At 68.7% G+C, this 19,529-nt stretch carries 20 protein-coding genes; 11 read left to right on the top strand and 9 right to left on the bottom strand.

The features are described from left to right. Positions 1-84: 84 nt before the first annotated feature. The 3 genes from AC6CR5_RS15565 to AC6CR5_RS15555 form a co-directional block, all read right to left on the bottom strand. Positions 85-687, bottom strand: coding sequence for a hypothetical protein (locus tag AC6CR5_RS15565; protein ID WP_006387381.1), 603 nt, complete (start codon positions 685-687; stop codon positions 85-87). Positions 688-739: 52 nt separating this feature from the next. Further along, positions 740-1,141: a hypothetical protein gene (locus AC6CR5_RS15560; RefSeq protein ID WP_006387382.1), complete on the bottom strand. Its 402-nt coding sequence runs from the start codon at positions 1,139-1,141 to the stop codon at positions 740-742. 86 nt (positions 1,142-1,227) lie between these two features. Next, the gene (locus AC6CR5_RS15555) at positions 1,228-2,121 is read right to left on the bottom strand and encodes a LysR family transcriptional regulator (protein ID WP_498084691.1); all 894 of its coding nucleotides are present in this window, start codon (positions 2,119-2,121) and stop codon (positions 1,228-1,230) included. 106 nt (positions 2,122-2,227) lie between these two features. Between AC6CR5_RS15555 and AC6CR5_RS15550 the strand changes: the two genes are divergently transcribed. After that, positions 2,228-3,226 (top strand): TerC family protein, encoded by a 999-nt coding sequence (locus AC6CR5_RS15550; RefSeq protein WP_020926529.1) that lies wholly within the window; start codon positions 2,228-2,230, stop codon positions 3,224-3,226. Between the two features lie 119 nt (positions 3,227-3,345). On the opposite strand, the gene AC6CR5_RS15545 is transcribed toward AC6CR5_RS15550, so the two are convergent. Then, complete coding sequence (locus AC6CR5_RS15545; RefSeq protein ID WP_020926530.1) at positions 3,346-4,059, bottom strand: serine aminopeptidase domain-containing protein; 714 nt, start codon at positions 4,057-4,059, stop codon at positions 3,346-3,348. Positions 4,060-4,209: 150 nt separating this feature from the next. On the opposite strand from AC6CR5_RS15545, the gene tam reads away from it, so the two are divergent. Further along, positions 4,210-4,977, top strand: coding sequence for a trans-aconitate 2-methyltransferase (gene tam, locus AC6CR5_RS15540; protein WP_238920009.1), 768 nt, complete (start codon positions 4,210-4,212; stop codon positions 4,975-4,977). A gap of 48 nt (positions 4,978-5,025) precedes the next feature. Here the strand turns inward: tam and AC6CR5_RS15535 are convergent, their stop codons facing one another. Beyond that, entirely contained in the window at positions 5,026-5,811 is a 786-nt protein-coding gene (locus AC6CR5_RS15535) for an AraC family transcriptional regulator (RefSeq protein ID WP_269877524.1), read from the bottom strand. Positions 5,812-5,897: 86 nt separating this feature from the next. On the opposite strand from AC6CR5_RS15535, the gene AC6CR5_RS15530 reads away from it, so the two are divergent. After that, the gene (locus tag AC6CR5_RS15530) at positions 5,898-7,130 is read left to right on the top strand and encodes an MFS transporter (RefSeq protein WP_269877526.1); all 1,233 of its coding nucleotides are present in this window, start codon (positions 5,898-5,900) and stop codon (positions 7,128-7,130) included. A 34-nt stretch (positions 7,131-7,164) separates the two neighbouring features. Here the strand turns inward: AC6CR5_RS15530 and AC6CR5_RS15525 are convergent, their stop codons facing one another. Together AC6CR5_RS15525 and AC6CR5_RS15520 are read right to left on the bottom strand one after the other, a co-directional pair. Continuing rightward, positions 7,165-7,500 carry a protealysin inhibitor emfourin gene (locus tag AC6CR5_RS15525; RefSeq protein ID WP_269877528.1) on the bottom strand — a complete coding sequence of 112 codons (336 nt, stop codon included), beginning with the start codon at positions 7,498-7,500 and terminating at the stop codon, positions 7,165-7,167. Then, positions 7,497-8,561 (bottom strand): M4 family metallopeptidase, encoded by a 1,065-nt coding sequence (locus tag AC6CR5_RS15520; protein WP_054497223.1) that lies wholly within the window; start codon positions 8,559-8,561, stop codon positions 7,497-7,499. Before AC6CR5_RS15520 ends, AC6CR5_RS15525 begins: the two co-directional genes overlap by 4 nt. A 210-nt stretch (positions 8,562-8,771) precedes the next feature. Here AC6CR5_RS15520 and AC6CR5_RS15515 point away from each other — a divergent pair, with 210 nt between their 5' ends. Next, entirely contained in the window at positions 8,772-9,401 is a 630-nt protein-coding gene (locus AC6CR5_RS15515) for a DMP19 family protein (protein ID WP_238920006.1), read from the top strand. Positions 9,402-9,423: 22 nt separating this feature from the next. Here AC6CR5_RS15515 and AC6CR5_RS15510 read toward each other — a convergent pair whose 3' ends face one another. After that, a complete protein-coding gene (locus AC6CR5_RS15510) occupies positions 9,424-9,900 on the bottom strand; it encodes an anti-virulence regulator CigR family protein (protein ID WP_058665809.1) in 477 nt (158 codons plus the stop codon). Between the two features lie 271 nt (positions 9,901-10,171). Here AC6CR5_RS15510 and AC6CR5_RS15505 point away from each other — a divergent pair, with 271 nt between their 5' ends. Next, entirely contained in the window at positions 10,172-11,065 is an 894-nt protein-coding gene (locus tag AC6CR5_RS15505; RefSeq protein ID WP_020926539.1) for a prohibitin family protein, read from the top strand. Here AC6CR5_RS15505 and AC6CR5_RS15500 read toward each other — a convergent pair. Beyond that, positions 11,058-13,136, bottom strand: a complete 2,079-nt coding sequence (locus tag AC6CR5_RS15500; protein ID WP_202730375.1) for an EAL domain-containing protein — start codon at positions 13,134-13,136, stop codon at positions 11,058-11,060. The genes AC6CR5_RS15505 and AC6CR5_RS15500 overlap by 8 nt on opposite strands. A gap of 303 nt (positions 13,137-13,439) precedes the next feature. Here AC6CR5_RS15500 and AC6CR5_RS15495 point away from each other — a divergent pair, with 303 nt between their 5' ends. The 6 genes from AC6CR5_RS15495 (at position 13,440) to AC6CR5_RS15470 (ending at position 19,455) form a co-directional block, all read left to right on the top strand. Further along, positions 13,440-13,682 (top strand): hypothetical protein, encoded by a 243-nt coding sequence (locus tag AC6CR5_RS15495; RefSeq protein ID WP_020926541.1) that lies wholly within the window; start codon positions 13,440-13,442, stop codon positions 13,680-13,682. Between the two features lie 108 nt (positions 13,683-13,790). After that, positions 13,791-14,294 (top strand): RNA polymerase sigma factor, encoded by a 504-nt coding sequence (locus AC6CR5_RS15490; protein WP_006387396.1) that lies wholly within the window; start codon positions 13,791-13,793, stop codon positions 14,292-14,294. A 52-nt stretch (positions 14,295-14,346) separates the two neighbouring features. Next, positions 14,347-15,354: a FecR family protein gene (locus AC6CR5_RS15485; protein WP_498084690.1), complete on the top strand. Its 1,008-nt coding sequence runs from the start codon at positions 14,347-14,349 to the stop codon at positions 15,352-15,354. Between the two features lie 45 nt (positions 15,355-15,399). Beyond that, complete coding sequence (gene fhuE, locus AC6CR5_RS15480) at positions 15,400-17,862, top strand: ferric-rhodotorulic acid/ferric-coprogen receptor FhuE (protein ID WP_498084689.1); 2,463 nt, start codon at positions 15,400-15,402, stop codon at positions 17,860-17,862. Positions 17,863-17,947: 85 nt separating this feature from the next. Continuing rightward, the gene (locus tag AC6CR5_RS15475) at positions 17,948-18,469 is read left to right on the top strand and encodes a sigma-70 family RNA polymerase sigma factor (protein ID WP_047992092.1); all 522 of its coding nucleotides are present in this window, start codon (positions 17,948-17,950) and stop codon (positions 18,467-18,469) included. Beyond that, entirely contained in the window at positions 18,466-19,455 is a 990-nt protein-coding gene (locus AC6CR5_RS15470; protein WP_498084688.1) for a FecR domain-containing protein, read from the top strand. The genes AC6CR5_RS15475 and AC6CR5_RS15470 overlap by 4 nt, the downstream gene beginning before the upstream one ends. Positions 19,456-19,529: the final 74 nt, after the last annotated feature.

Below are 19,529 nucleotides of genomic sequence, written 5' to 3'. Positions count from 1 at the left end.
TTTCGTGTGGTTCGGCCCCGGGCGGGTCGCGCGCCTGGACGCCGGCGCGTCCCGGCCGACGGGCCGCGGCCTTGGCCCGAGGCGCTATCGGCCGCGCGGCACCACGCAAGGCTTGAGCGGCGTGACTTCGGTCGGGCTGCGGCCCGCCTCAGGCCGGCTGTCGACCGTTTTGCCGCCGCGAGCGGGATAGGCCAGCAGCACGGCGCTGCCCGGCTCCAGCCGGGGCGCGTTGGCGCCACCGTAGGCCACTGTCCAGCCGCGCACGGCGAGCGGCGCCAGCGTGTACTGGAGCGCCGAGCCGGGCGATACGTGAGCGACCTTGCCGGCGAACAATTCCTGTTGGCGGGTTTCGACGCCATCGACGACGCGGTAGGTGGCAATGCTGACGAGCGCGGCCGATTCCCCGTGGCGAGCCAGAATGGCGGTTTCGTATCTGCCGGGGGGGATGGCGGTCAGGCTCACCGCGATGTCGCCCTGCGCCCGGCCCGCGCCGTCCAGCCGCACGCCGGTGATGTCGGCGCGCGCCAGTGGCGCCGAGCCGGTATTGCGTACCCGCACGCTGTACTGGCCCGAGGTGCCGCTCAACGTGCAGACGTCGATGCCATATGGCGCCGTGCCCGCATGGGCGGGCGCCAGCGCCGCGAAGGCGGCGGGCAGGATGGCGGCGCGAAGGAATCGGGACGGCACGGTACGCTCCTGTAAGGAGGCAGCGCGCCGGGATGCCGCGTTGCCCGCCTTATTACACCACTTGGCGGCCGGAGCCGTCGCCCTGCGGGCGCTTGCCCGCCAGCCAGTGCAGGATCAGCGCCAGGATGAGCAGCGCGGCCATGATGAAGCCCCAGAACAGCCAGCCCAGCACCGAGATCCAGGTGCCAAGGCTGCCCGCGGCGGGCAGGATCTGGTTCAGCAGGTCCACCAGCCACACCAGGCCGGACTGCAGCGACTGGATCAGGCCGGCGTCGACCCAGGGCGCGGCCCAGGCGGGCGCTTCCCACTGCGCCGAGCCGATGGCCGTGGCGCCCGGCACCTGGGTCGAGGCGATGGTCGCCAGCACCCAGTCCGCCAGTTGCAGCGTGATGGCGACCAGCCCGGTCCATAGCGCCGCCAGCACGGCGAAAGCGATCCAGATGATTTTCTTCATTGCGGTGGTACTCCGGTGATTCACGAAAGAAACGCCACGATAGAGCGGAAACAGCTTCTGAAAAACCAGCGTCTTTGTGACAATAATTAAGAAAAAACCGAAGTCTTGGCATGCGCCAGGATGCGTTGCACCAGGGGGTGGTGCTGCCCGCGGCGGTTGCGGATGCCGTGGATTTCCTCGTGCACGCTGTCGCAGCGCGCCAGCGGCCGCAGGCCGCGCAGCAGGCCGACGTCGCCGCCGCCCAGGCGGCTGAGCGGAAAGACGCCCAACCCGCGCGCCGCGAATACCGACATGAGCGCGCTGTCCTCGAATTCCCCGACCACGTTGGGACGCACGCCCTGCTCATTGAACCAGCGGTCCAGCGTCTGGCGCAACACCGAATGACCGGTGGGCAACAGGACGGGAAGGCGCTCCAGGCAGCGCGGAAAGTCCAGCGTATCGGCCTTGCGCACCAGCCGCGCCGGGCCGTACCAGTCCACCGGCGAGGACACCAGGCGGTCGCTGGTCAGGCGCAGGTTGGGGTTGGCGGGCGCGCCCTGGCCGGCCAGCACCAGGTCCAGGTGGTGGCGCGCCAGTTCGCCCAGCAGTTCCTCGACCTCGCCCTCGTGGCAGGTCAGGCGCAGGTCCGGGGTGTCGAGCACCGGCCCCAGCAAGGCGTGGGCGGCCAGTTTGGAAATGCCGTCCGACAGGCCCACCGACAACCGTATCACCGGCTTGGTGGCGGCGGCGCGGACCTCCTGGGGCAGTTCCTGGCCGATCTGGAAGATCTCTTCGGCGCGGGCGAAGGCGGCTTGGCCGGCATCGGTCAAGGCCACGCCGCGCCCGGCCGGGCTCAGCAACTGGTGCCCCAGGTTCTTTTCCAGCTCGCGCACCTGGGCGCTGATGGTCTGGATGGCCATGTCGAGCCGCTCGGCGGCGCGCGAGAAGCCGCCTTCCTTGGCGACCATCCAGAAGTAGTACAGATGGCGGTAATTGAGCATGATGGTTTCACTTCGGTTTTTTCGAACCATAACTCACTTTCAGGCTGATTTCTCCGTTTGCCCGGTATCCGGATCATGAGGGCCTTCACACACAAGCGGGAACATCATGGAAGCCTTGCTCTCATTTCTACAAGCCGACTTCGCCGGCACGCCGGCCTGGAGCTGGCTGCTGTTCATCGGCATCGTCATCTCCCTGCTGGTCTTCGACCTGGGCGTGCTGCACAAGGAAGACCGCGAGATCGGCGTGCGCGAAAGCCTGCTGCTGTCGGCCGGCTACATTTCCGCCGCGCTGCTGTTCGGCGGCTGGGTCTGGTGGCAGATGGGCCCGGCCAGCGGCATGGCCTACTACACGGGCTTCCTGATCGAGAAATCGCTGTCGCTGGACAATGTGTTCGTGATCGCGCTGATCTTCAGTTTCTTCGCCATCCCGCGCCAGTTCCAGCACCGCGTGCTGTTCTGGGGCATCCTCGGGGTGATCGTGCTGCGCGCCATCATGATCGGCCTGGGCGCCGCGCTGGTCAGCAACTTCGGCTGGTTGATGTATCTGTTCGGCGCGTTCCTGGTGTTCACCGGCATCAAGATGTGGATGATCGCCGACCAGGAGCCGGACATCGCCACCAACCCGATCCTGAAGTTCCTCAAGCGCCGCATGCGCGTCACGGACGGACTGCGCGGCAACGCCTTCTGGGTGCGCGAGCCGGACACCGCGACGGGCAAGACGGTGCGCTGGGCCACGCCGCTGTTCCTGGCCCTGGTGCTGATCGAGTTCGTGGACCTGTTGTTCGCGGTGGACTCGGTGCCGGCGATCTTCGCCATCACCACCGACCCGTTCATCGTGTACACCAGCAACATCTTCGCGATCCTGGGCCTGCGCGCGCTGTACTTCGCGCTGGCGGCGATGATCCATCGCTTCCACTACCTGAAGTACGCGCTGTCGCTGGTACTGGTGTTCATCGGCACGAAGATCTTCCTGGTCGGCTTCATCGGCAAGATTCCCGCCGTGGTGTCGCTGTCGGTGACCTTCGGCCTGATCGGCGGCGGGGTGTTGTTCTCGCTGTGGAAGACCCGCTCGGGGGCATCGCAGCCTGAGCTGAAGACCGAGTAAGCCCGGCAAGAGCAGAGGGCCCGCCCATGGCGGGCCCTTTTTTTTTGCCGAGCCGTCTCAAGGTGAAACAGCCCCCTCGGAGGGGCGGGATGCCGAAGGCGCGGCGTGGGGGTTCTTTCTCATGCGCCGGCGGCGGGGGCCGGGTCGAGCGTGCGCAGGAAGCCGGCGATGGCCGCGGCGGCGGCCTCGGGCGCGGCCTGCAACAGGCAGTGCGGCGCGTCGATGTCGACCAGGAGTGTCTGCGGCGCCAATTGCCTGACCAGCGTGGCGGCGGCGGGCGGCACCACGCGGTCGTGGCGCGCCTGCAGGTATAACAGCGGCAGGCGCACGCCGGCACATGCCGCGCGTTGGTCGGCGGCCATCACGGCCTGGAGGCGGGCTCGCATGACGGCGGGCGCCACCTGCGCGACGGCCCGGTCCAGCGCGGCGCGCAGCGCCGGCGTGCCATGGGCGCCCAGCAACAGGTGATGCAGGACCGCGCGCGGCAGCAGTGTGACCGGCAGCCAGTTGGCCAGCGGCCGCGCCAGGCCCAGCCGGGGATGCGGCGCGCGCACGAACGAGGCGCACAGGATCAGGCCGCGCAGGTTTGGCGGCGGCGCGGCGGCAATGGCGGCGCCCAGCGGTCCCGAGAAGGATTCGGCCAGCAGCACGAAGGGCGCCTGCGCGGGCAGGGCCTGGCGCACGCGCTGTTCGAGCGCGGGGTAACTGAGCGGCTCGCGGGCGGGATAGCGCAGCACCACGGGCGGCGGCGCGGGGGGCAGCGCGGACAGCAGCGGATCAAACAGATCGCCGGTGCCGTCCATGCCGGGCAACAGGACCAGTTGCGGGGGCATTGATCGGGTTCCGGATGGGGGGAATAGTCGCATTCTGACAGGGTGTAGACATATCCAGTAAATATGAATGTATAGCCCTATATATATTTGTCATATGGAATGACGCGGCGTAGAGTGCGGAACGTACCCAGACCCACGCAAGGAGCCGCCATGACCTGGTCCGCCAGACAGTATTCCGCCTTTGAAAACGAACGCACCCGCCCGGTGCGCGACCTGGTTGCCGCCCTGCCGAACGAACAGGTCGGCCACGCGGTGGATCTGGGCTGCGGCCCCGGCAACTCCACCGAGGTGCTGGCCGCCCGCTACCCGCAGGCCGACGTGACCGGCATGGACAGTTCCGACGACATGGTGCAGGCGGCGCGCAAGCGCCTGCCGTCGATCGCGTTCGAACTGGCCGACATCGAAACCTGGAATCCGCCGCGCCGGTACGACGTGATCCTGGCCAACGCCGCGTTGCAGTGGGTGCCCGATCACGCGACCCTCTATCCGCGCCTGGTGGGCAAGCTGGCGCCGGGCGGCAGCCTGGCGGTGCAGACGCCGGACAACCTGGAAGAGCCGGCGCACAAGCTGGCGCGCCAGGTCGCCGCCGACGGCCCCTGGGCCGGCAAGATAGGCGGGGTCAAGCACCCGCCGCGCCACAGCGCCGCCTGGTACTACGAGCTGCTCAAGCCGCATTGCGGCCGCCTGGATGTGTGGCGCACGACCTACATGCATCCGCTGGCGGATGCGCAGGCGGTGGTGGAATGGTTCAAGGGCACGGCGCTGCGGCCCTACCTGAACAAGCTGGATGCCGATGAGCAGGCGGCCTTCCTGGCGCGTTACCACGACGAGATCGCGCGCGCCTATCCGGCGCTGGCCGATGGCACCGTGCTGCTGCCTTTCCCGCGCCTGTTCCTGGTGGCGGGCCCCCGCAACTGACGCGGTGCGCCGCCAGGCGCGTGCCGCGGGTTCCCGTGCAAACGGAGCCTACGCCTTGTCGGCGAAATAGCGCGCCGGCGTCTGCCCCAGCGTCTTGCGGAACATGGTGATGAAGGCGCTGACCGATTCGTAGCCCAGGTCTTCGGCGGTGCGTTGCACCGATACGCCGGACGACAGCCGCTGCAGCGCCATCACGATATGCATCTGCTGGCGCCAGCGGCCAAAGCTCATGCCGACCTCCTGCTGCACCAGGCGCGCCAGCGTGCGTTCGCTCATGGCCATGCGGCGGCCCCATTCGGCCACCGTGCTGCGGTCGGCCGGATCGGTGCGCAGCGCCGCGGCGATCTCGCGCAGGCGCGGGTGGTCGGACAGGGGCAGGTGCAGCTGTTCCGTGGGCATCAGCGCCAACTGCTCGACCAGCACCCCAGCCAGACGGCGGTTGGCGGGCAGGGCGGTGTCGGCCGGTGCCAGGTCGGCCAGGTGTGCCACCATTTCGCGCACCAGCGGCGTGATCGCCAGCGTGCAGCATTGCGTCGGCAGGCCCGGCGTGTCCGCCGGCACGAACAGGAAGCAGACCCGGCCGTTGTCGGTGACGCGGTTGCTGTGCGGCACGCCGCCGGGGATCCAGACGCCGCAGCGCGGCGGCACCATCCACAGGCCCTGCGGCACGAAGCTCGTCACCCCGCCTTGCAGCGACAGCACCAGCTGCCCCATCCGATGGCGATGGGTGGGCGATTCGTGCTCGTTGGGGGCCGCGTCCACGCGCATGGCGTACGTCCATTGCGCGGGGGTGTCGGGATCGAAGTAGGGGCTGTGAGCTTGCGGCGGATACATAGGCGCGGCGTGGGCTTGGCTGGATTTGAGGATATTTTGTCATTATCTCGAAATTCAGCAGGGCCGGCTTTCTCTAAGCTGGCGCCATGACTCCTTCCGCTTCCTCCCCCGCTTCCCAGCGCCCCGTCCTGTTGATCGTGGGCATCCTCTTCATTGCCATGGCGCTGCGCGCGCCGGTCACGGGCATGCCGCCGCTGGTCGGCCTGATCCGCGAGCAGCTCGGCCTATCCAATACCGCGGCCGGCATGCTGATCACGCTGCCGCTGCTGGCCTTCGCCGTCGTCTCGCTGGTGTCGGCGGGCATGGCGCGCCGCTACGGGCTGGAGCGCACCCTGTTCGCGGCGCTGCTGCTGATCGGCGGCGGCATCGTGCTGCGCAGCCAGGGCCAGGCCTGGGCCCTGTATACGGGCACGGCAGTGATCGGCGCGGGTATCGCCATCGGCAACGTGCTGCTGCCCAGCCTGCTCAAGCGCGACTTTCCGCAGCGCGTGGCGGGGCTGACCTCGGCGTATGTCCTGACCATGAGCATCGCGGCCGGCGCCGCCTCGGCCCTGGCTGTGCCGCTGGCCAGCCTGGCGGGAGGCAGCTGGCGCTTCTCGGCGCTGTGCCTCCTGGTGATCCCCGTGGCCGGCGTGCTGCTGTGGCTGCCGCAGCTGGCCAACCATACGCCGCCGGCTTCGTCCACCGCGCACGCGCCGCACGGCGGCCGGCTGTGGCATTCGGCGCTGGCCTGGCAGGTGACGCTGTACCTGGGCATCAATTCCTTCGTGTTCTACGTCGGCGTGAGCTGGCTGCCGGCGATCCTGCGTGACGCGGGTTATACGGCCGAGCGCGCCGGCTCGCTGCACGGGCTGCTGCAGTTGATGTCGGCCGGGCCGGCGCTGTTCCTGGCGCCGGTGGTGCGACGCATGAGGGACCAGCGCGCCGCCGCGTTCTGCTCGGCGGCGTCCTCGCTGGCGGCGTTCGTTGGTTTGATCGCGGCGCCGGGCTGGGCCACGCTCTGGATCGTGCTGCTCGGATTGGGCACGGGCGGCGGCATCATTCTGGGCCTGATGTTCGTGGGCCTGCGCGCCAGCCATGCCCAGCAGGCGGCGGCGCTGTCGGGCATGGCACAGTGCGTGGGCTACCTGTTCGCCGCCACCGGACCCGCGCTGGTCGGCGCCATGCACGACCGGCTGGGTGGTTGGTCGGCGGCGCTCGGGCTGTGCGCCGCATTGTGCCTGGCGATGGCGGGCTGCGGCCTGCTGGCGGGCCGCGCGATCCAGATCGGCCAGTTCCGGCCCCACCCGGCCAAGGCGACGCAGCGCGCGGCGGAGTGAGGCCGGCGCATGCCGGGCGCGCTGGCGCGTCGTCCTAGCCGCCGGCTTGGGTGCGCCACAGGCGCACCAGGACGTCGGGCGCCTGCGCCTCGGGCACGTCGAACGTGAGGCTGGCGGTATCGCCGCTGGCCGGGTCGCGGAACACCAGTTCCACATGGAAGTAGCGCTGGTCGCCGCCCTGCGCGCGGCAGTCCGGCGTGACCAGCGGGGCGGTGCGGCGCAAGGCTTCGCCGACCTCCTGGCGCAGCCCGGGCGGGCAGTCGGTCAGGTCGATGCTGCGGGTGCGGGCCAGGCCGGGCAGGTAGGCCAGGCCGCCTTCGCGCGTCAGGCTGACACGCAGCGCGAATTCGAGCGGGGGCAGGTCGATCATGGCTGTATGCCCACCGCCGCCCAGGCGCCGGCCACGGCCTTGTGCGCGGCGTCGCCGTGCGCGCCGCGCGCCACGTCCAGCGTCAGGCGCGCGAACGTGACGAAGTCGGCGTCGTGGCGCAACCGCTTGTCGCGCAGGGTGTCGTACCAGATGCGGCCGGCCACTTCCCAGGCCGGTCCCTTCAGCGCGGTCGCGGCCAGGTAGAAGGCGCGGTTCGGAATGCCCGAATTGATGTGCACGCCGCCATTGTCCTGCGGCGTATCGACGTAGCCGCTCATGTGCGCCGGCTGCGGGTCCTTGCCCAGCACCGGATCGTCATAGGCGCTGCCCGGCTCGGCCATCGAGCGCAGCGCGCGGGCCCGCACTTTCGGCAGGAACAGGCCCTGGCCCACCAGCCAGTCGGCGTCGCTGGCGTCCTGGCCCAGGGCGTATTGCTTGACCAGCGCGCCGAACACGTCGCACAGCGATTCGTTGAGCGCGCCGGACTGGCCCTGGTAGGCCAGCGCCGCTTCGCTGTCGATGACGCCATGGGTGAGTTCGTGGCCGATGATGTCGACCGCCACGGTGAAGCGGTTGAACACCTCGCCGTCGCCGTCGCCGAACACCATCTGCGTGCCGTTCCAGAAGGCGTTGTCGTAGTCTTCGCCGTAGTGCACGGTGCCCACCAGCGGCAGGCCGGCGCCATCGATCGAGTCGCGCTGGTAGACGTCGTGGAACAGCTTGTAGGTGGCGCCCAGGTGCTCATAGGCTTCGTCCACCGCCGGGTCGCCGCTGGCCTTCGCGCCTTCGGCGCGCACCAGCTTGCCGGGCAGGGTGGTGGTGTTGGCCGCGTCGTGCACCGCGCGTCGCGGTGTGCCGGCGGCCGATGGCTGGCGCGGCGCCGCGACCTGGGCGCGGGGCGGTGGCACGGCCATTTCACGCAGCCCGCGCTGCTGCTGGTCGATGATGAGCGTCTTGACGGCCGGCATGCTTACGCGCGCATCGGCGTGCTGCGCCAGGCGGTCCAGAACATAAGGCGGGATCACGCCGATCAGGGGCGTGGACGCGGAGGGGCGCGGCATTGTCGATCTCCCTGTGAGGACATGGCGGACGCGGCGCGCGGGCCGGGCCCGGGGCAGGCTTTACGGTAGCAGATAGCCCTGGCGCGGGCGTAACAGTGTGCGGCCTGATGCTAGGAACGATAAACGAGCGCGCCTCGGCTCGACGCCCGCGGCGCGATCCGCTATCTTTCAGCGCGCCCCATCCCTTTCGCTTACGCTTCGAGACACCGCATGTCCGCCGACCACCGCATCCGCCATCTGGCGCTGACCGAGACCCACATCCTGCTGACGCTGGTCGACGGCCGCACGTTGCGCGAGCCGATCCGGCGCCATATCCGGCTGGAGAAGGCCAGCCCGGCCGAGCGCGCGCAATGGCAACTGGTGGACGACGACCATGGCGTGGTGTGGCCCGCGCTGCTGGCGCCTTCGGCCGCGGGCATGCTGAACGTGCGCGACCTGTTGTGGGACGCGCATTACGAGAGTGCGCTGGCGGCGCTGCGGGCGGTGGACTGGAAGCTGGACAGCCTGCCGCAGCGCGAGCAGGAACTGGTTGCGCTGTGGCGCATGGAAGCCGACATCAACAACGGCGGTTTCATGCAGTTCCTGTGCAACTGGGGCGATCCGACCTGCCAACTGGCGCTGCTGGCGCTTGGCAAGATCGGCGCGGCGCGTACGCGCGCCATCCTGGCGGACATGCGTGGCCTGGTCGATCGTTTCGAGGCCGCGCCCGAGATGATCCAGCTGAACGACATCTACGGCGCCATGACCGAGGCCGAGCAGGCTCGCCTGCATGAGCTGGACGAAGCCTACTTCGATTATCCGGACGATCTGGCGCGGCTGGGCCTGGCCTACTACGACTAGCCTGGCGGCCAGCCGGCGCGCTTCAGTCGAACACGTTCGCCAGCACGTCGGCGACGATGCCGGTGGCGATGGCGATCAGGATGAGGTCATTGCCGGCCACGCGCCATTCATAGCCGGGATGCACCGGCAGCCGGGCCAGCATCGGGCCGGGCACCATCTTTTTGGCGATCCCCGGGGGCAACGGCTTGCCGCGCGCCAGGTTCTTGCGGATGCCGGGCGGCAGGGAGCCATAGCCGGTGGCGCCGGCCTGCACCGCATAGCCGCGCGCGGTCGAGATGCTGATGCCGGCGGTGGTCAAGGTGACGCTGACGTTGGTGTCGGCATCCTTGCCGTTGCCCTTGTTCTTGCCGCTGTTGCCATTGCCCTTGCCATTGCCCTTGCCGTTGTCGTTGCCGGCATGATCGGGCTTGCCGCGGTTTTCCGGCGGCGCCGACCAGGCGGGGGCCAGGATGGTGGTACAGGCCAAGGCGGTCACGAAGATGGCGATCGAGCGGCGCATGATGGGAACCCGGAGTTGAGGTCCATGCAGCGTACCGCAACGCTGGAACGCGCGCCATCTCCATTGGCAAGCGGTTTTTCTTATTGCAACAACCGTAACCTTTCGCGCCGCTGACTCGGGCTAGAATCGCTCGCTTCTATTCCGGGGGGGAATGCCAGGTGCGATATTTCCTGATCTTGGTGGGGGCGGCCGTGGTCGCCTATTTGCTCGCGCGCGGCATCGCCGCCGTGCTCTCGGACCGCAAACGCAATAAATCAGAAAGGGACTCCAAGTGAAGCCGACCGACCTTCAGATCGTCAAGTCCGTCAAGCCGCGCAGCCTGAAGCTGGCTATCGGCACGGGCGTGTTGTTCGTGCTCATCCTGTGCCTCGCGTTCGGTTCCTGGTTCCAGGTGGACCAGGGCGAACGCGGCGTGGTGTTGCGCAACGGCAAACTGGTGCGCGTGTCCGAGCCGGGCCTGGACTTCAAGACGCCCTTCATCGACAACGTGATGACGGTGTCGGTGCGCGACCACACTTTCGTGTTCGAGAAGCTGGAAGCCTACAGCTATGACCAGCAACCGGCCACGCTGCGCGTGTCGGTGACCTACCGCGTGCCGCCCGAGCATGTGGCCGAGCTGTATTCCGAATACGGCACCATCAGCAACCTGCAGATGCGCGTGCTCGAACGCAAGACGCCGGACGCGGTCAAGAACGTGTTCGGACAGTACACCGCCGTGCGCGCCATCCAGGAACGCCAGAAGCTGGGCCTGGACGTGAACAACGCCGTGCTCAAGACCATGGAAGGCGCGCCGGTCCAGGTGGTGGGCGTGCAGATCGAGGAAGTCGGCTTCTCGCAGGCCTACGAACATTCGATCGAACAGCGCATGCTGGCCCAGGTGCAGATCGAGACCACGCGCCAGCAGAAGGAAACGGCGATGATCAACGCCGAGATCCAGGTGGTCAAGGCCAAGGCCGAGGCCGACGCGCGCCGCCAGCAGTTCACCGCCGAGGCCGACGGCATCCGCATGCGCGGCGAAGCCGAGGCCGCATCGATCCGCGCCAAGGCCGAGGCCCTGGCCGCCAATACCAACCTGGTCAGCCTGAACGCGGTCGAGAAATGGGACGGCGTACTGCCGGCGACCCAGGTGCCGGGCGCGGCGCTGCCGTTCATCGGCATCAAGTGACGGCGGCGCTGCCGCGGGACGCGGCGGCTGGAGGGCGCCGCCGTGCGAATTCCATCATGTCGTCGCCGGACAGCGCCTTGCTGTAGAACCAGCCTTGCACGATGATCTCGGCGCTCGATTCGAGCGCCGAGATCTGTTCCGGCGTTTCGACGCCCTCGACGATGATCTGCAGGTCCAGCGCTTCGCAGAAGCGCAGCAGGCCGCTCATCACTTGGGCGCCGCGTTCGCTGCCCTGCGCCAGCACGAAGCTGCGGTCGATCTTGACCGCGTCGATTTCGAACTGGTGCAGGTAGCTCAGCGCCGAATAGCCGGTGCCGAAATCGTCGATATAGATTCTGCAGCCGATGCCGTGCAGCCGGTCGAACGCCTTGTGCAGGGCCTGCGCGTCCTCGACCAGCGCGTCCTCGGTGAGTTCCACCGACACCTGCCCGCGGGCCTGTTCCAGCACTTTGACGAGCTTGTCCAGATACGATTCCGACGTCAGCGTGCCGCTCGTGACGTTGACGGTCAGCGGCAGGGCGAAATCCGCCTTGCGCCAGGCGTGGCATTGCAGCACCGCCTGCTTGGCCACCCACAGATCCACCTCGCGCATCAAGTCCGCCTGCGCCAGCCAGCGCAGGAATTCGAGCGGCGCCTGCTGCATGCCTTCCGGGCCGGTGGCGCGCAGCAGCGCCTCGCAACCGGTGCAGCGGCCATCACGCAATGACACCTGCGGCTGGTATTCGAGGTAGAAGTCGTATTCGCTGATGGCGCGGATACGGGAAATCTCGGCGCTGCGGCGCGCGCGGTTGGCATAGGTGGAGACCACCGGGTCGTGCGCGAACAGCAGCGATTCCTCCTGCAGGCGCGGGAATGTGGTGTCCAGCGACTTGAAGTAGACGGTGGCGTCGGCCTTGCGCTGGCGTTCCAGCGCCACCACGAAGGGCGCGTAGATGCAGGTGCCCAGCGCGATCAGCGCCACCTGCAGGATCACGCCGCCCAGGTGCCCGCCGGCGCTGAGATAGGCGTTGAGCAGCACCGGCGAAGTGAGCGGCAGCGTGACGGTGGCTGGCGGCATCCAATCGAGCTGCACCGCCGTCAACGCGATCAGGACGTTGCACACCGGCGCCAGGATGAACGGCAGCAGCAGGCGCGGGTTGAGGATCAGCGGCAGGCCGAACAGCAGGATTTCGTTGACGTTCAACAGCGATACGGGAATGCTCGCCAACGCCAGCAGCCGCAGCGATTCGCTGCGCGAGAACAGCAGGATGGCGGCCACCAGCGACAGTGTCGCGCCGGCGCCGCCGATGAAGGTGAAGGCGCCGAGCAGGCTGCCGTTCAAGGCGTACATGCCCTGGTAGCCGGCCGCGGCGCTGGCGGCATTCAATGCCGTGGCCTGGTCCAGTACGTCGATGACGGGCGACATCGCATGGTAGCCATGGATGCCGAAGAACCAGAAGATCGAGTTGAGCGCGGCGATCGCCGGCCCGATGGTGAAGGGGCTTTCGAGCGAGGCCAGGTCCACCGGAATGTCGAACCGCGCGACGCCGGGAATCCGCAGCAAGGCGCTGATCGCCAGCGCCACGGCGGCGGCGGTCAGCACGCCCGGTATCACCATGTTGAGAGTGCCGCGCACGTTTTCGCCGATCAGGCCGTCGGGCGCCAGGCGGGTCCAGTGGCGCCGGTGCAGCCACGCCAGCAGCGGCACGCAGCCCAGCGGCAGCAGGATGGCGAGGCTCAGGATCAGGGTGGCGGCGGCGTGGGGATGGGGCGCCAGCAGTGCCTCGGCGATCACCACGTACGAAAGGCACAGGAACGCCGCCGGCAGGTTGGGCACGCGATGGCGGATCGACAGCATGTAGCCGACCGAGGTGCCCACCAGCAACGGCATGATCGCGTTCAGCCTGGCGTGCACGGCGGCCAGGCTTTCGACCACGCCCGCGGGCAGGCCGGCCTGCCCGGCTACCACCGACAGCACCAGGAACAGCGCGGACACCAGCAGGCAGGGCATCGTCCAGAGCAGTCCCTCGCGGATGGCGCGTAGCGCGCTGGCGCTGGCCAGGGCCGCCAACCGGTCTTTCGGATAGCGCATGAACCTTGATGTCGACATACCGGTATCGCCCAAAAAAGCCCGCTGCCGAAGGAGGGCCCGCCCCGGGAGCTGGCGCTGCGGCCGTCCCGGGTTTGTAAGAATCCTTTGCCGCATCCTAGCGCCTGAGTTCCCGGCTTAGCAATCGTGTGAGGAAAAAATCCTAGGGATTCCCCTCTGTCAAGAAATGAAAAGCCGGCGCATCGTGCGCATATCAGGAGGACGGCGGCGCGCTACGATCGGACGCAAGCCCGGGTTGGGCGGGCGCCGCGGCTTCATGACAGGCTAGACCCAGAGGGAGACACGATGTCGCAGTTGGAGTGGGTGCCCGGCGACAAGACGCCGGAACGGCAGGGCTATTACGAAACGCGGTTGGACACGGGTGGCACCGCGATCACGCTGTACAGCGTCCTGGGCTGGATGCCGGCCAAGACGCCGGGCAATATGGTGAGCTGGCGGGCCTTGCCACCCGCCGCCGAAAGGCAGGAGGCCGAGCGCCACATCCAGGAATTGCGCGCGGCGCAGAGCCACGTGCCGATGGACTACTAGTGGCAATCGCTCGGCGCCGGCAACAGCGGGAGCGCCAGGCATTCTTGCGGGAATGAGAATTATTTGTAAAATCCGCAGCGTTGCCACACTACGCCACCGGATCGATCCATGTCCCGCCCCGCTTCGTCCCGTCCCGGATGGCTCGCCTGCTATGACGAGCTGATCGGCGCCTGGAGCCGCCGCTCGGGCAACCGGCACGACGCCGAGGACGCCGCGCACGACGCCATCGAGCACCTGCTCAACGCCGACGCCAGCGTGGCGGCCAAGGCGCGCGGCTATCTGTTCCAGGTGGCCGGACACCGCCTGATCGACCGCTGGCGCCGCCAGCATCGCGAGCAGCACGTGCCGTTGGATGAACTGGACGAGCGCGACCAGCCGGTGCAAGCTGATCCCGAGTCACCGGTTCGCGCCGCGCGGCTGGCCGACGACCTGGCGCGGGTGCTGGCCGAACTGCCACCCAAGTGCCGCCAGGCCTTCGTCCTGAACCGCATCGAAGGCTGGACCCAGGCCGAGGTGGCCACCTGCATGGGGCTGTCCAAGAATATGATTGAACGCTACGTCATGCGAGCGATCCAACACGTGCGGGAACGCCTGCGCGAACACAATCCATGACGCCGTTCCTGTTCACTTCATGTCCGCGTTCCGGCGTGGACGGCCACCGACGATGACCGAGTCCTTTTCCCGCGATGCCGATGACCCGCGCCAGCCCGCCAGCGCCGCCTGGTGGTTCGCGCGCTGGCATTCGGGCGACATGACGCGGCGCGAGCGGCGCGCATTCGCGCGCTGGCGGCGCGAGCAGCCGGACGCGGCGCGCGAGTTCGACCGCATGCAGCAGTTGGGACACGCCGCCGCGCAGTTGCCGCCCGACCGCGTGCGCGACCTGCTGGGCGGCGCGGTGCCGCCTCGCCCGGGCCGCCGGCGCATCGCCGCGCCGCTGCGCATCGCCTTAGCCTGCGCGGTGCTGGCGCTGGTGGCGCTGGTCGCTTGGTGGAGCCTGCCGGGCGAGGCGCCGACCTACACCATCGTGGTGGGGGCCGACCGCGGAGAACGCAAGCAGGTGACCCTGCCCGACGGCTCGGTGCTCGAGATCAACGGCAGCACGCTGGCCGAGGTCAAGTTCTATGCCGGCCGCCGCGAGGTCGAACTGCAAGGCGGTGAAATCCTCTTCAGCGTCAGTCCGGAAGCGGAACGGCCCTTCATCGTGCGCGCCGGCAGCGGCGACGTGCGCGTGACCGGCACGGTGTTCGACGTGCGGCGCGACGAGGACGTGGTCACCGTGCTGGTGCGCTCCGGCACGGTGGAAGTGACCGGCGGCCATTGGTGGAACCTGGGGCTGGCGGTATTGCGCGATGGCCACGGCATCCGCGTGCCGGGCAGCGGCGCCATCGGTGTTCCGGCGCCCGCCGACGTCGAGACGGCGCTGGCCTGGCAGACGGGCAGGGTGGTGTTCCGGAATGCGCCGCTGGCCGAAGTGGTGAGCGAGATGAATCGCTACCTGGCCACGCCGCTGCGGGTGGCCGACAGCAAGGCGGGACGCCTGCGGGTATCGGCCTCGTTCAGCCTGGACCGGCCCGAAGCATTGCTTGAGGCGCTACCGGCGGTGGCGCCGGTGAAGCTGACGCCTTCGGCATCCGGCGTCATCGACGTGACCGCGCTAGGCGTTACAAAATAATCGTCCCCGCCATTCAGGTTTTTTCGCCTCGGCATCGTTCTAGGAATGAAGGCGCGCCGCGCCCTGCCTTTGCAAGAAGGCTTTCCTCCTGTTCCTGAACCGAAACCGCCGCTGATCGTGAATGCTTTCTCCAGGCGCCGCGCGCGCGCCACGCCCCGTATCGTTCTTTCTTCCCTGATGCTGTCGCTGGCCCTGGCGACGGGTGTCTGCGGCGCCGCCGGGCCGCGGGCGTCCGCGGTGGCGGTGGACATTGCCGCCATGCCGCTGGACGAGGCGCTGTTGCAGTGGGCCGCGCAGACGCGCCAGCGCGTGTTCTATGCGCCTGAACTGGTGGCCGGCCTGCGCACGTCGGGCCTGCGCATGACCGCCAGCCCGGAGCAATCGCTGGCGCGCCTGCTGCAGGGCTCGGGCGTGGGCTATCGCTGGCAGGGCGACAGCATCGTCCTGACCCGGGAAGGCGAAGTGGCCAGCCTGGCGCCCGTGACGGTGCTGGGTGCGGGCGACCCGGCCGTGACCGAGGGCACCGGCTCGTACACCACACCCGCCACGGCGGCGGCAACCGGATTGTCGTTGTCGCTGCGCGAAACGCCGCAGTCGGTCACCGTGGTGACGCGCCAGCGCATCGAGGACCAGAACCTGCGTTCGCTGGACGAGGTGATGGGCAACGTGGTCGGGGTGCAGGTGGTTTCCGAAGACAGCGACCGCACCGATTTCTGGTCGCGCGGCTTCTACATCGACAGCCTTCAGTACGACGGCGTGCCCACCACGATCGGCCTGTCCATGTATGGCGAGTCCAACAACGATTCCATCATCTATGACCGCATCGAGGTGGTGCGCGGCGCGACCGGCCTGATGACTGGCGCGGGCAACCCCTCGGCTTCGATCAACCTGGTGCGCAAGCACGCCAACAGCCGTGAATTCACCGGCGAGGTCAACGCCGGCATGGGGTCCTGGAACCAGTATCGCGGGTCGGCGGACCTGACCACGCCGCTGAACGCGGCGGGCACCGTGCGCGCGCGCATGGTGACGCTGTACCAGAAGTCCGATTCGTACATCGATCGCTATCGCGCCGACAAGAAGGTGTTCTACGGTGTGGTCGACGCCGATCTGACGTCCGCCACGCAACTGAGCGTGGGCATGGACTACCAGGACAAGCGGCCGCGCGGATCGACCTGGGGCGGCCTGCCGGTGGTGTTCAGCGATGGCACGCCCACCGATTGGCGCCGCTCCAAGAGCAGCGCGGCCGACTGGACCTATTGGCACACGACGCAGCGCACGGCCTTCGCGACGCTGACGCACCGTTTCGACAACGATTGGGAGGCGCGGCTCGCCTGGTCGCAGCGCAAGAGCAAGTACGACGCCAAGCTGCTGTGGTTCAGCGGCAAGCCCGATCGCGCCAGCGGCGCCGGCTGGACCGGTTTCCCGGGGTACTGGAATTCCTATGCGCAGCAGACCGCGCTGGACCTGCAGGTCAAGGGCCCGTTCCAGTTGCTGGGCCGGCGTCACGAACTGGTGCTGGGCGCCTCGCGCAGCCGCTACAGCGAGGACTTCTACAGCTACGCGCGGCCCGCATCGATGGCGGACACCGGCTCGTTCTATGATTGGGACGGTTCCTATCCCGAGCCGGCCTGGGGGGCCTCGACGCTGCGCGACACCGTCACGCACCAGCGTGGCGTGTATGGCGCGGCGCGCTGGTCGCTGACCGACGACGTGACGCTCATCACCGGCGCTCGCCACGCCTCGTGGAAGTCGCGGTCGCCCACCCGCGACCAGCGCGATGCGCGCCTGTTGCCCTATGCCGGCGTGGTGGTCGACCTGGACCGCACCTATTCCGCGTACGCCAGCTACACCGACATCTTCCAGCCGCAGGACTACCGCGACCGCAACGGCAACTACCTGGATCCGGTCGAAGGGCAGAACTACGAAATCGGCGTCAAGGGAGAATACCTGGACGGTCGGCTCAATGCGTCGCTGGCCTTGTTCAAGGTGAAGGAAACCAAGACCGCCGTGCCGGATCCCGGCTATGTGGTGCCGGGATCGACCGATGGCGCCTACCGGACGGCCGACGGCGTCACCACGCGCGGCATCGAAATGGAGCTGACCGGCCAGCTGGCGCCGGGCTGGAACACCACGCTGGGTGGCACCTACTACACCAGCCGCGACGCGCACGGCGTGTCGGTCAATACCGAGCGGCCGCGCGCCTCGGCCACGCTGTTCACCACCTATCGCCTGCCCGGGGCCTGGAACAGGCTGACGCTGGGCGGCGGCGCCAACTGGCAGATCAGCACCTACAGCAAGGTGGAGCTGGACGAGGGCAGCGTCATCGCCAAGCAGAAGGCCTACGCGATCTTCAACCTGATGGCGCGCTACGACTTCAGCGCGCACCTGTCGGCGCAGTTGAACGTGAACAACCTGTTCGACAAGAAGTACTACCTGGGCGGCGTGGCCAACCAGGTGTACTACGGCGAGCCGCGCAACGTGTTCCTGAACCTGAAGGCGACGTTCTAGCATTGAGCAGCGCGCGGCGGCATAGCGTAGCGCGAATGGGATAAAATAGTAACAATTCCCATTTAGATTGCTCGCGAGCTGCGCCGTGTCCTCGACCGATACCCTGCCCACCGACACCGTCACGCAGATCTACCGCGAGCACCATGGCTGGCTGTCGGCCTGGCTGCGCAAGAAGCTCGGCAATTCCTTCGATGCGGCCGACCTCGCCCACGACACGTTCCTGCGCCTGATGGCGGCGCGCGTGAGGGCAGGCGGCGGCGACGAGCCGCGCGCGCTCCTCACGCACATCGCCAAGGGGCTGGTGGTGGATCACTGGCGCCGCCGCGCGCTGGAGGACGCCTATCAAGCCGCTGCGGCGCAGCTGCCGGCGCGCGAGGTGCCGTCGCCCGAGGCGCGGGCGCTGATCCTGGAGACCCTGTACGCGATTGATGCCACCCTGCGCACCCTGCCGGCCAAGACCCGCGAGATCTTCCTGTCGTCGCAGTTCGACGGCATGGCGTATGCCGACATCGCGCGCGCGCAACGCGTATCGCTGGCCACGGTCAAGCGCCACATGCAGAAGGCGCTGACGGCCTGCCTGATCGCCTACCAGGCGGGTCCCGCATGAGTGCGACGCCGGACCCCGCCCTGCTCGAGGAGGCCGCCGGCTGGCTGGTGCGCTTCCAGTCCGAAACCCTGTCGGTCGCGGATCGCGCGGCGTTCGAGCGCTGGCGCGATCGCAGCGCGGCGCATGCCGCCGCCTGGCGCCGGGTCGAAGACATGCTGCGCAGTTTCGGCCAGGTGCCGCCGGCGTTGGGCGCGCATACGCTGCGGCGGCTCGATCGGATCGAGCGGCCCGCGCGCCGGCAGGTCCTGCGCAGCGTGACCGGCCTGCTGCTGGCGGGCCCGGCGGCCTGGCTGGCCTGGCGCGAGATGCCCTGGCGCGAATGGAGCGCCGACGCCCGCACGGCCATCGGCGAGCGGCGGCAGATGCTGCTGGCCGACGGCACGCGGCTGTGGCTGAACACCGCCACCGCGGTGGACATCCAGTACAGCGCGCGGCAACGGCTGGTCTGGCTGCGCGCGGGCGAGATCCTGCTGACCACCGGCAAGGACCCGGCGCCGGCGCCGCGGCCGTTCCTGGTGCAGACCGGGCTCGGCAGCGTGCAAGCGCTGGGCACGCGCTTCATGGTGCGCGACGAGGGCGCCGCCATCCAGGTCGCGGTGTTCGAGGACGCCGTGGAAATCCGCGCTGCCGGCGGCGCGCGCCGGGTGCTGCGCGCGGGGCAGCGGGCCCGCTTCGACGCGGACGTCATCGGGCCGGACCAGGCCGCGGACGCCGCGCAGGTCTCGTGGGAGCACGGCATGCTGGCCGCGCGCAATTGGCGGCTGGCCGATCTGGTGGACGAACTGGCGCGCTACCGGCGCGGCTTTCTGCGTTGCGATCCCGAGGTGGCCGGGTTGCGGGTATCGGGCGCGTTTCCCCTGGCTGACACCGACGCCAGCCTGCGGCTGCTCGAGAAGACGCTGCCGGTGCGGATCCAGCGCGTCACGCCGTATTGGGTCACCGTGGCGGCGCGGCCGGCGGGCGGCGAGACCGTCGTTACAAATTAATCGCCGTCGCGCTGACACTTTTTCCGCCTTCGTCCGGTGTACCGGGTGAATCGTCGCGGCCCGGCCGCGAGGCC

This window comes from Achromobacter sp. EG18 (assembly GCF_059759395.1).
This window is presented reverse-complemented; position numbering and strand designations above follow the sequence as displayed.

Bases quoted from the DNA above. Each gene is read 5' to 3' on its own strand.
- AC6CR5_RS15560 (WP_006387382.1), bottom strand. From the start codon at position 1,141: ATGAAGAAAATCATCTGGATCGCTTTCGCCGTGCTGGCGGCGCTATGG.
- AC6CR5_RS15555 (WP_498084691.1), bottom strand. From the start codon at position 2,121: ATGCTCAATTACCGCCATCTGTACTACTTCTGGATGGTCGCCAAGGAA.
- AC6CR5_RS15550 (WP_020926529.1), top strand. From the start codon at position 2,228: ATGGAAGCCTTGCTCTCATTTCTACAAGCCGACTTCGCCGGCACGCCG.
- AC6CR5_RS15545 (WP_020926530.1), bottom strand. From the start codon at position 4,059: ATGCCCCCGCAACTGGTCCTGTTGCCCGGCATGGACGGCACCGGCGAT.
- tam (WP_238920009.1), top strand. From the start codon at position 4,210: ATGACCTGGTCCGCCAGACAGTATTCCGCCTTTGAAAACGAACGCACC.
- AC6CR5_RS15535 (WP_269877524.1), bottom strand. From the start codon at position 5,811: ATGTATCCGCCGCAAGCTCACAGCCCCTACTTCGATCCCGACACCCCC.
- AC6CR5_RS15530 (WP_269877526.1), top strand. From the start codon at position 5,898: ATGACTCCTTCCGCTTCCTCCCCCGCTTCCCAGCGCCCCGTCCTGTTG.
- AC6CR5_RS15525 (WP_269877528.1), bottom strand. From the start codon at position 7,500: ATGATCGACCTGCCCCCGCTCGAATTCGCGCTGCGTGTCAGCCTGACG.
- AC6CR5_RS15520 (WP_054497223.1), bottom strand. From the start codon at position 8,561: ATGCCGCGCCCCTCCGCGTCCACGCCCCTGATCGGCGTGATCCCGCCT.
- AC6CR5_RS15515 (WP_238920006.1), top strand. From the start codon at position 8,772: ATGTCCGCCGACCACCGCATCCGCCATCTGGCGCTGACCGAGACCCAC.
- AC6CR5_RS15510 (WP_058665809.1), bottom strand. From the start codon at position 9,900: ATGCGCCGCTCGATCGCCATCTTCGTGACCGCCTTGGCCTGTACCACC.
- AC6CR5_RS15500 (WP_202730375.1), bottom strand. From the start codon at position 13,136: ATGCGCTATCCGAAAGACCGGTTGGCGGCCCTGGCCAGCGCCAGCGCG.
- AC6CR5_RS15495 (WP_020926541.1), top strand. From the start codon at position 13,440: ATGTCGCAGTTGGAGTGGGTGCCCGGCGACAAGACGCCGGAACGGCAG.
- AC6CR5_RS15490 (WP_006387396.1), top strand. From the start codon at position 13,791: ATGTCCCGCCCCGCTTCGTCCCGTCCCGGATGGCTCGCCTGCTATGAC.
- AC6CR5_RS15485 (WP_498084690.1), top strand. From the start codon at position 14,347: ATGACCGAGTCCTTTTCCCGCGATGCCGATGACCCGCGCCAGCCCGCC.
- fhuE (WP_498084689.1), top strand. From the start codon at position 15,400: ATGAAGGCGCGCCGCGCCCTGCCTTTGCAAGAAGGCTTTCCTCCTGTT.
- AC6CR5_RS15470 (WP_498084688.1), top strand. From the start codon at position 18,466: ATGAGTGCGACGCCGGACCCCGCCCTGCTCGAGGAGGCCGCCGGCTGG.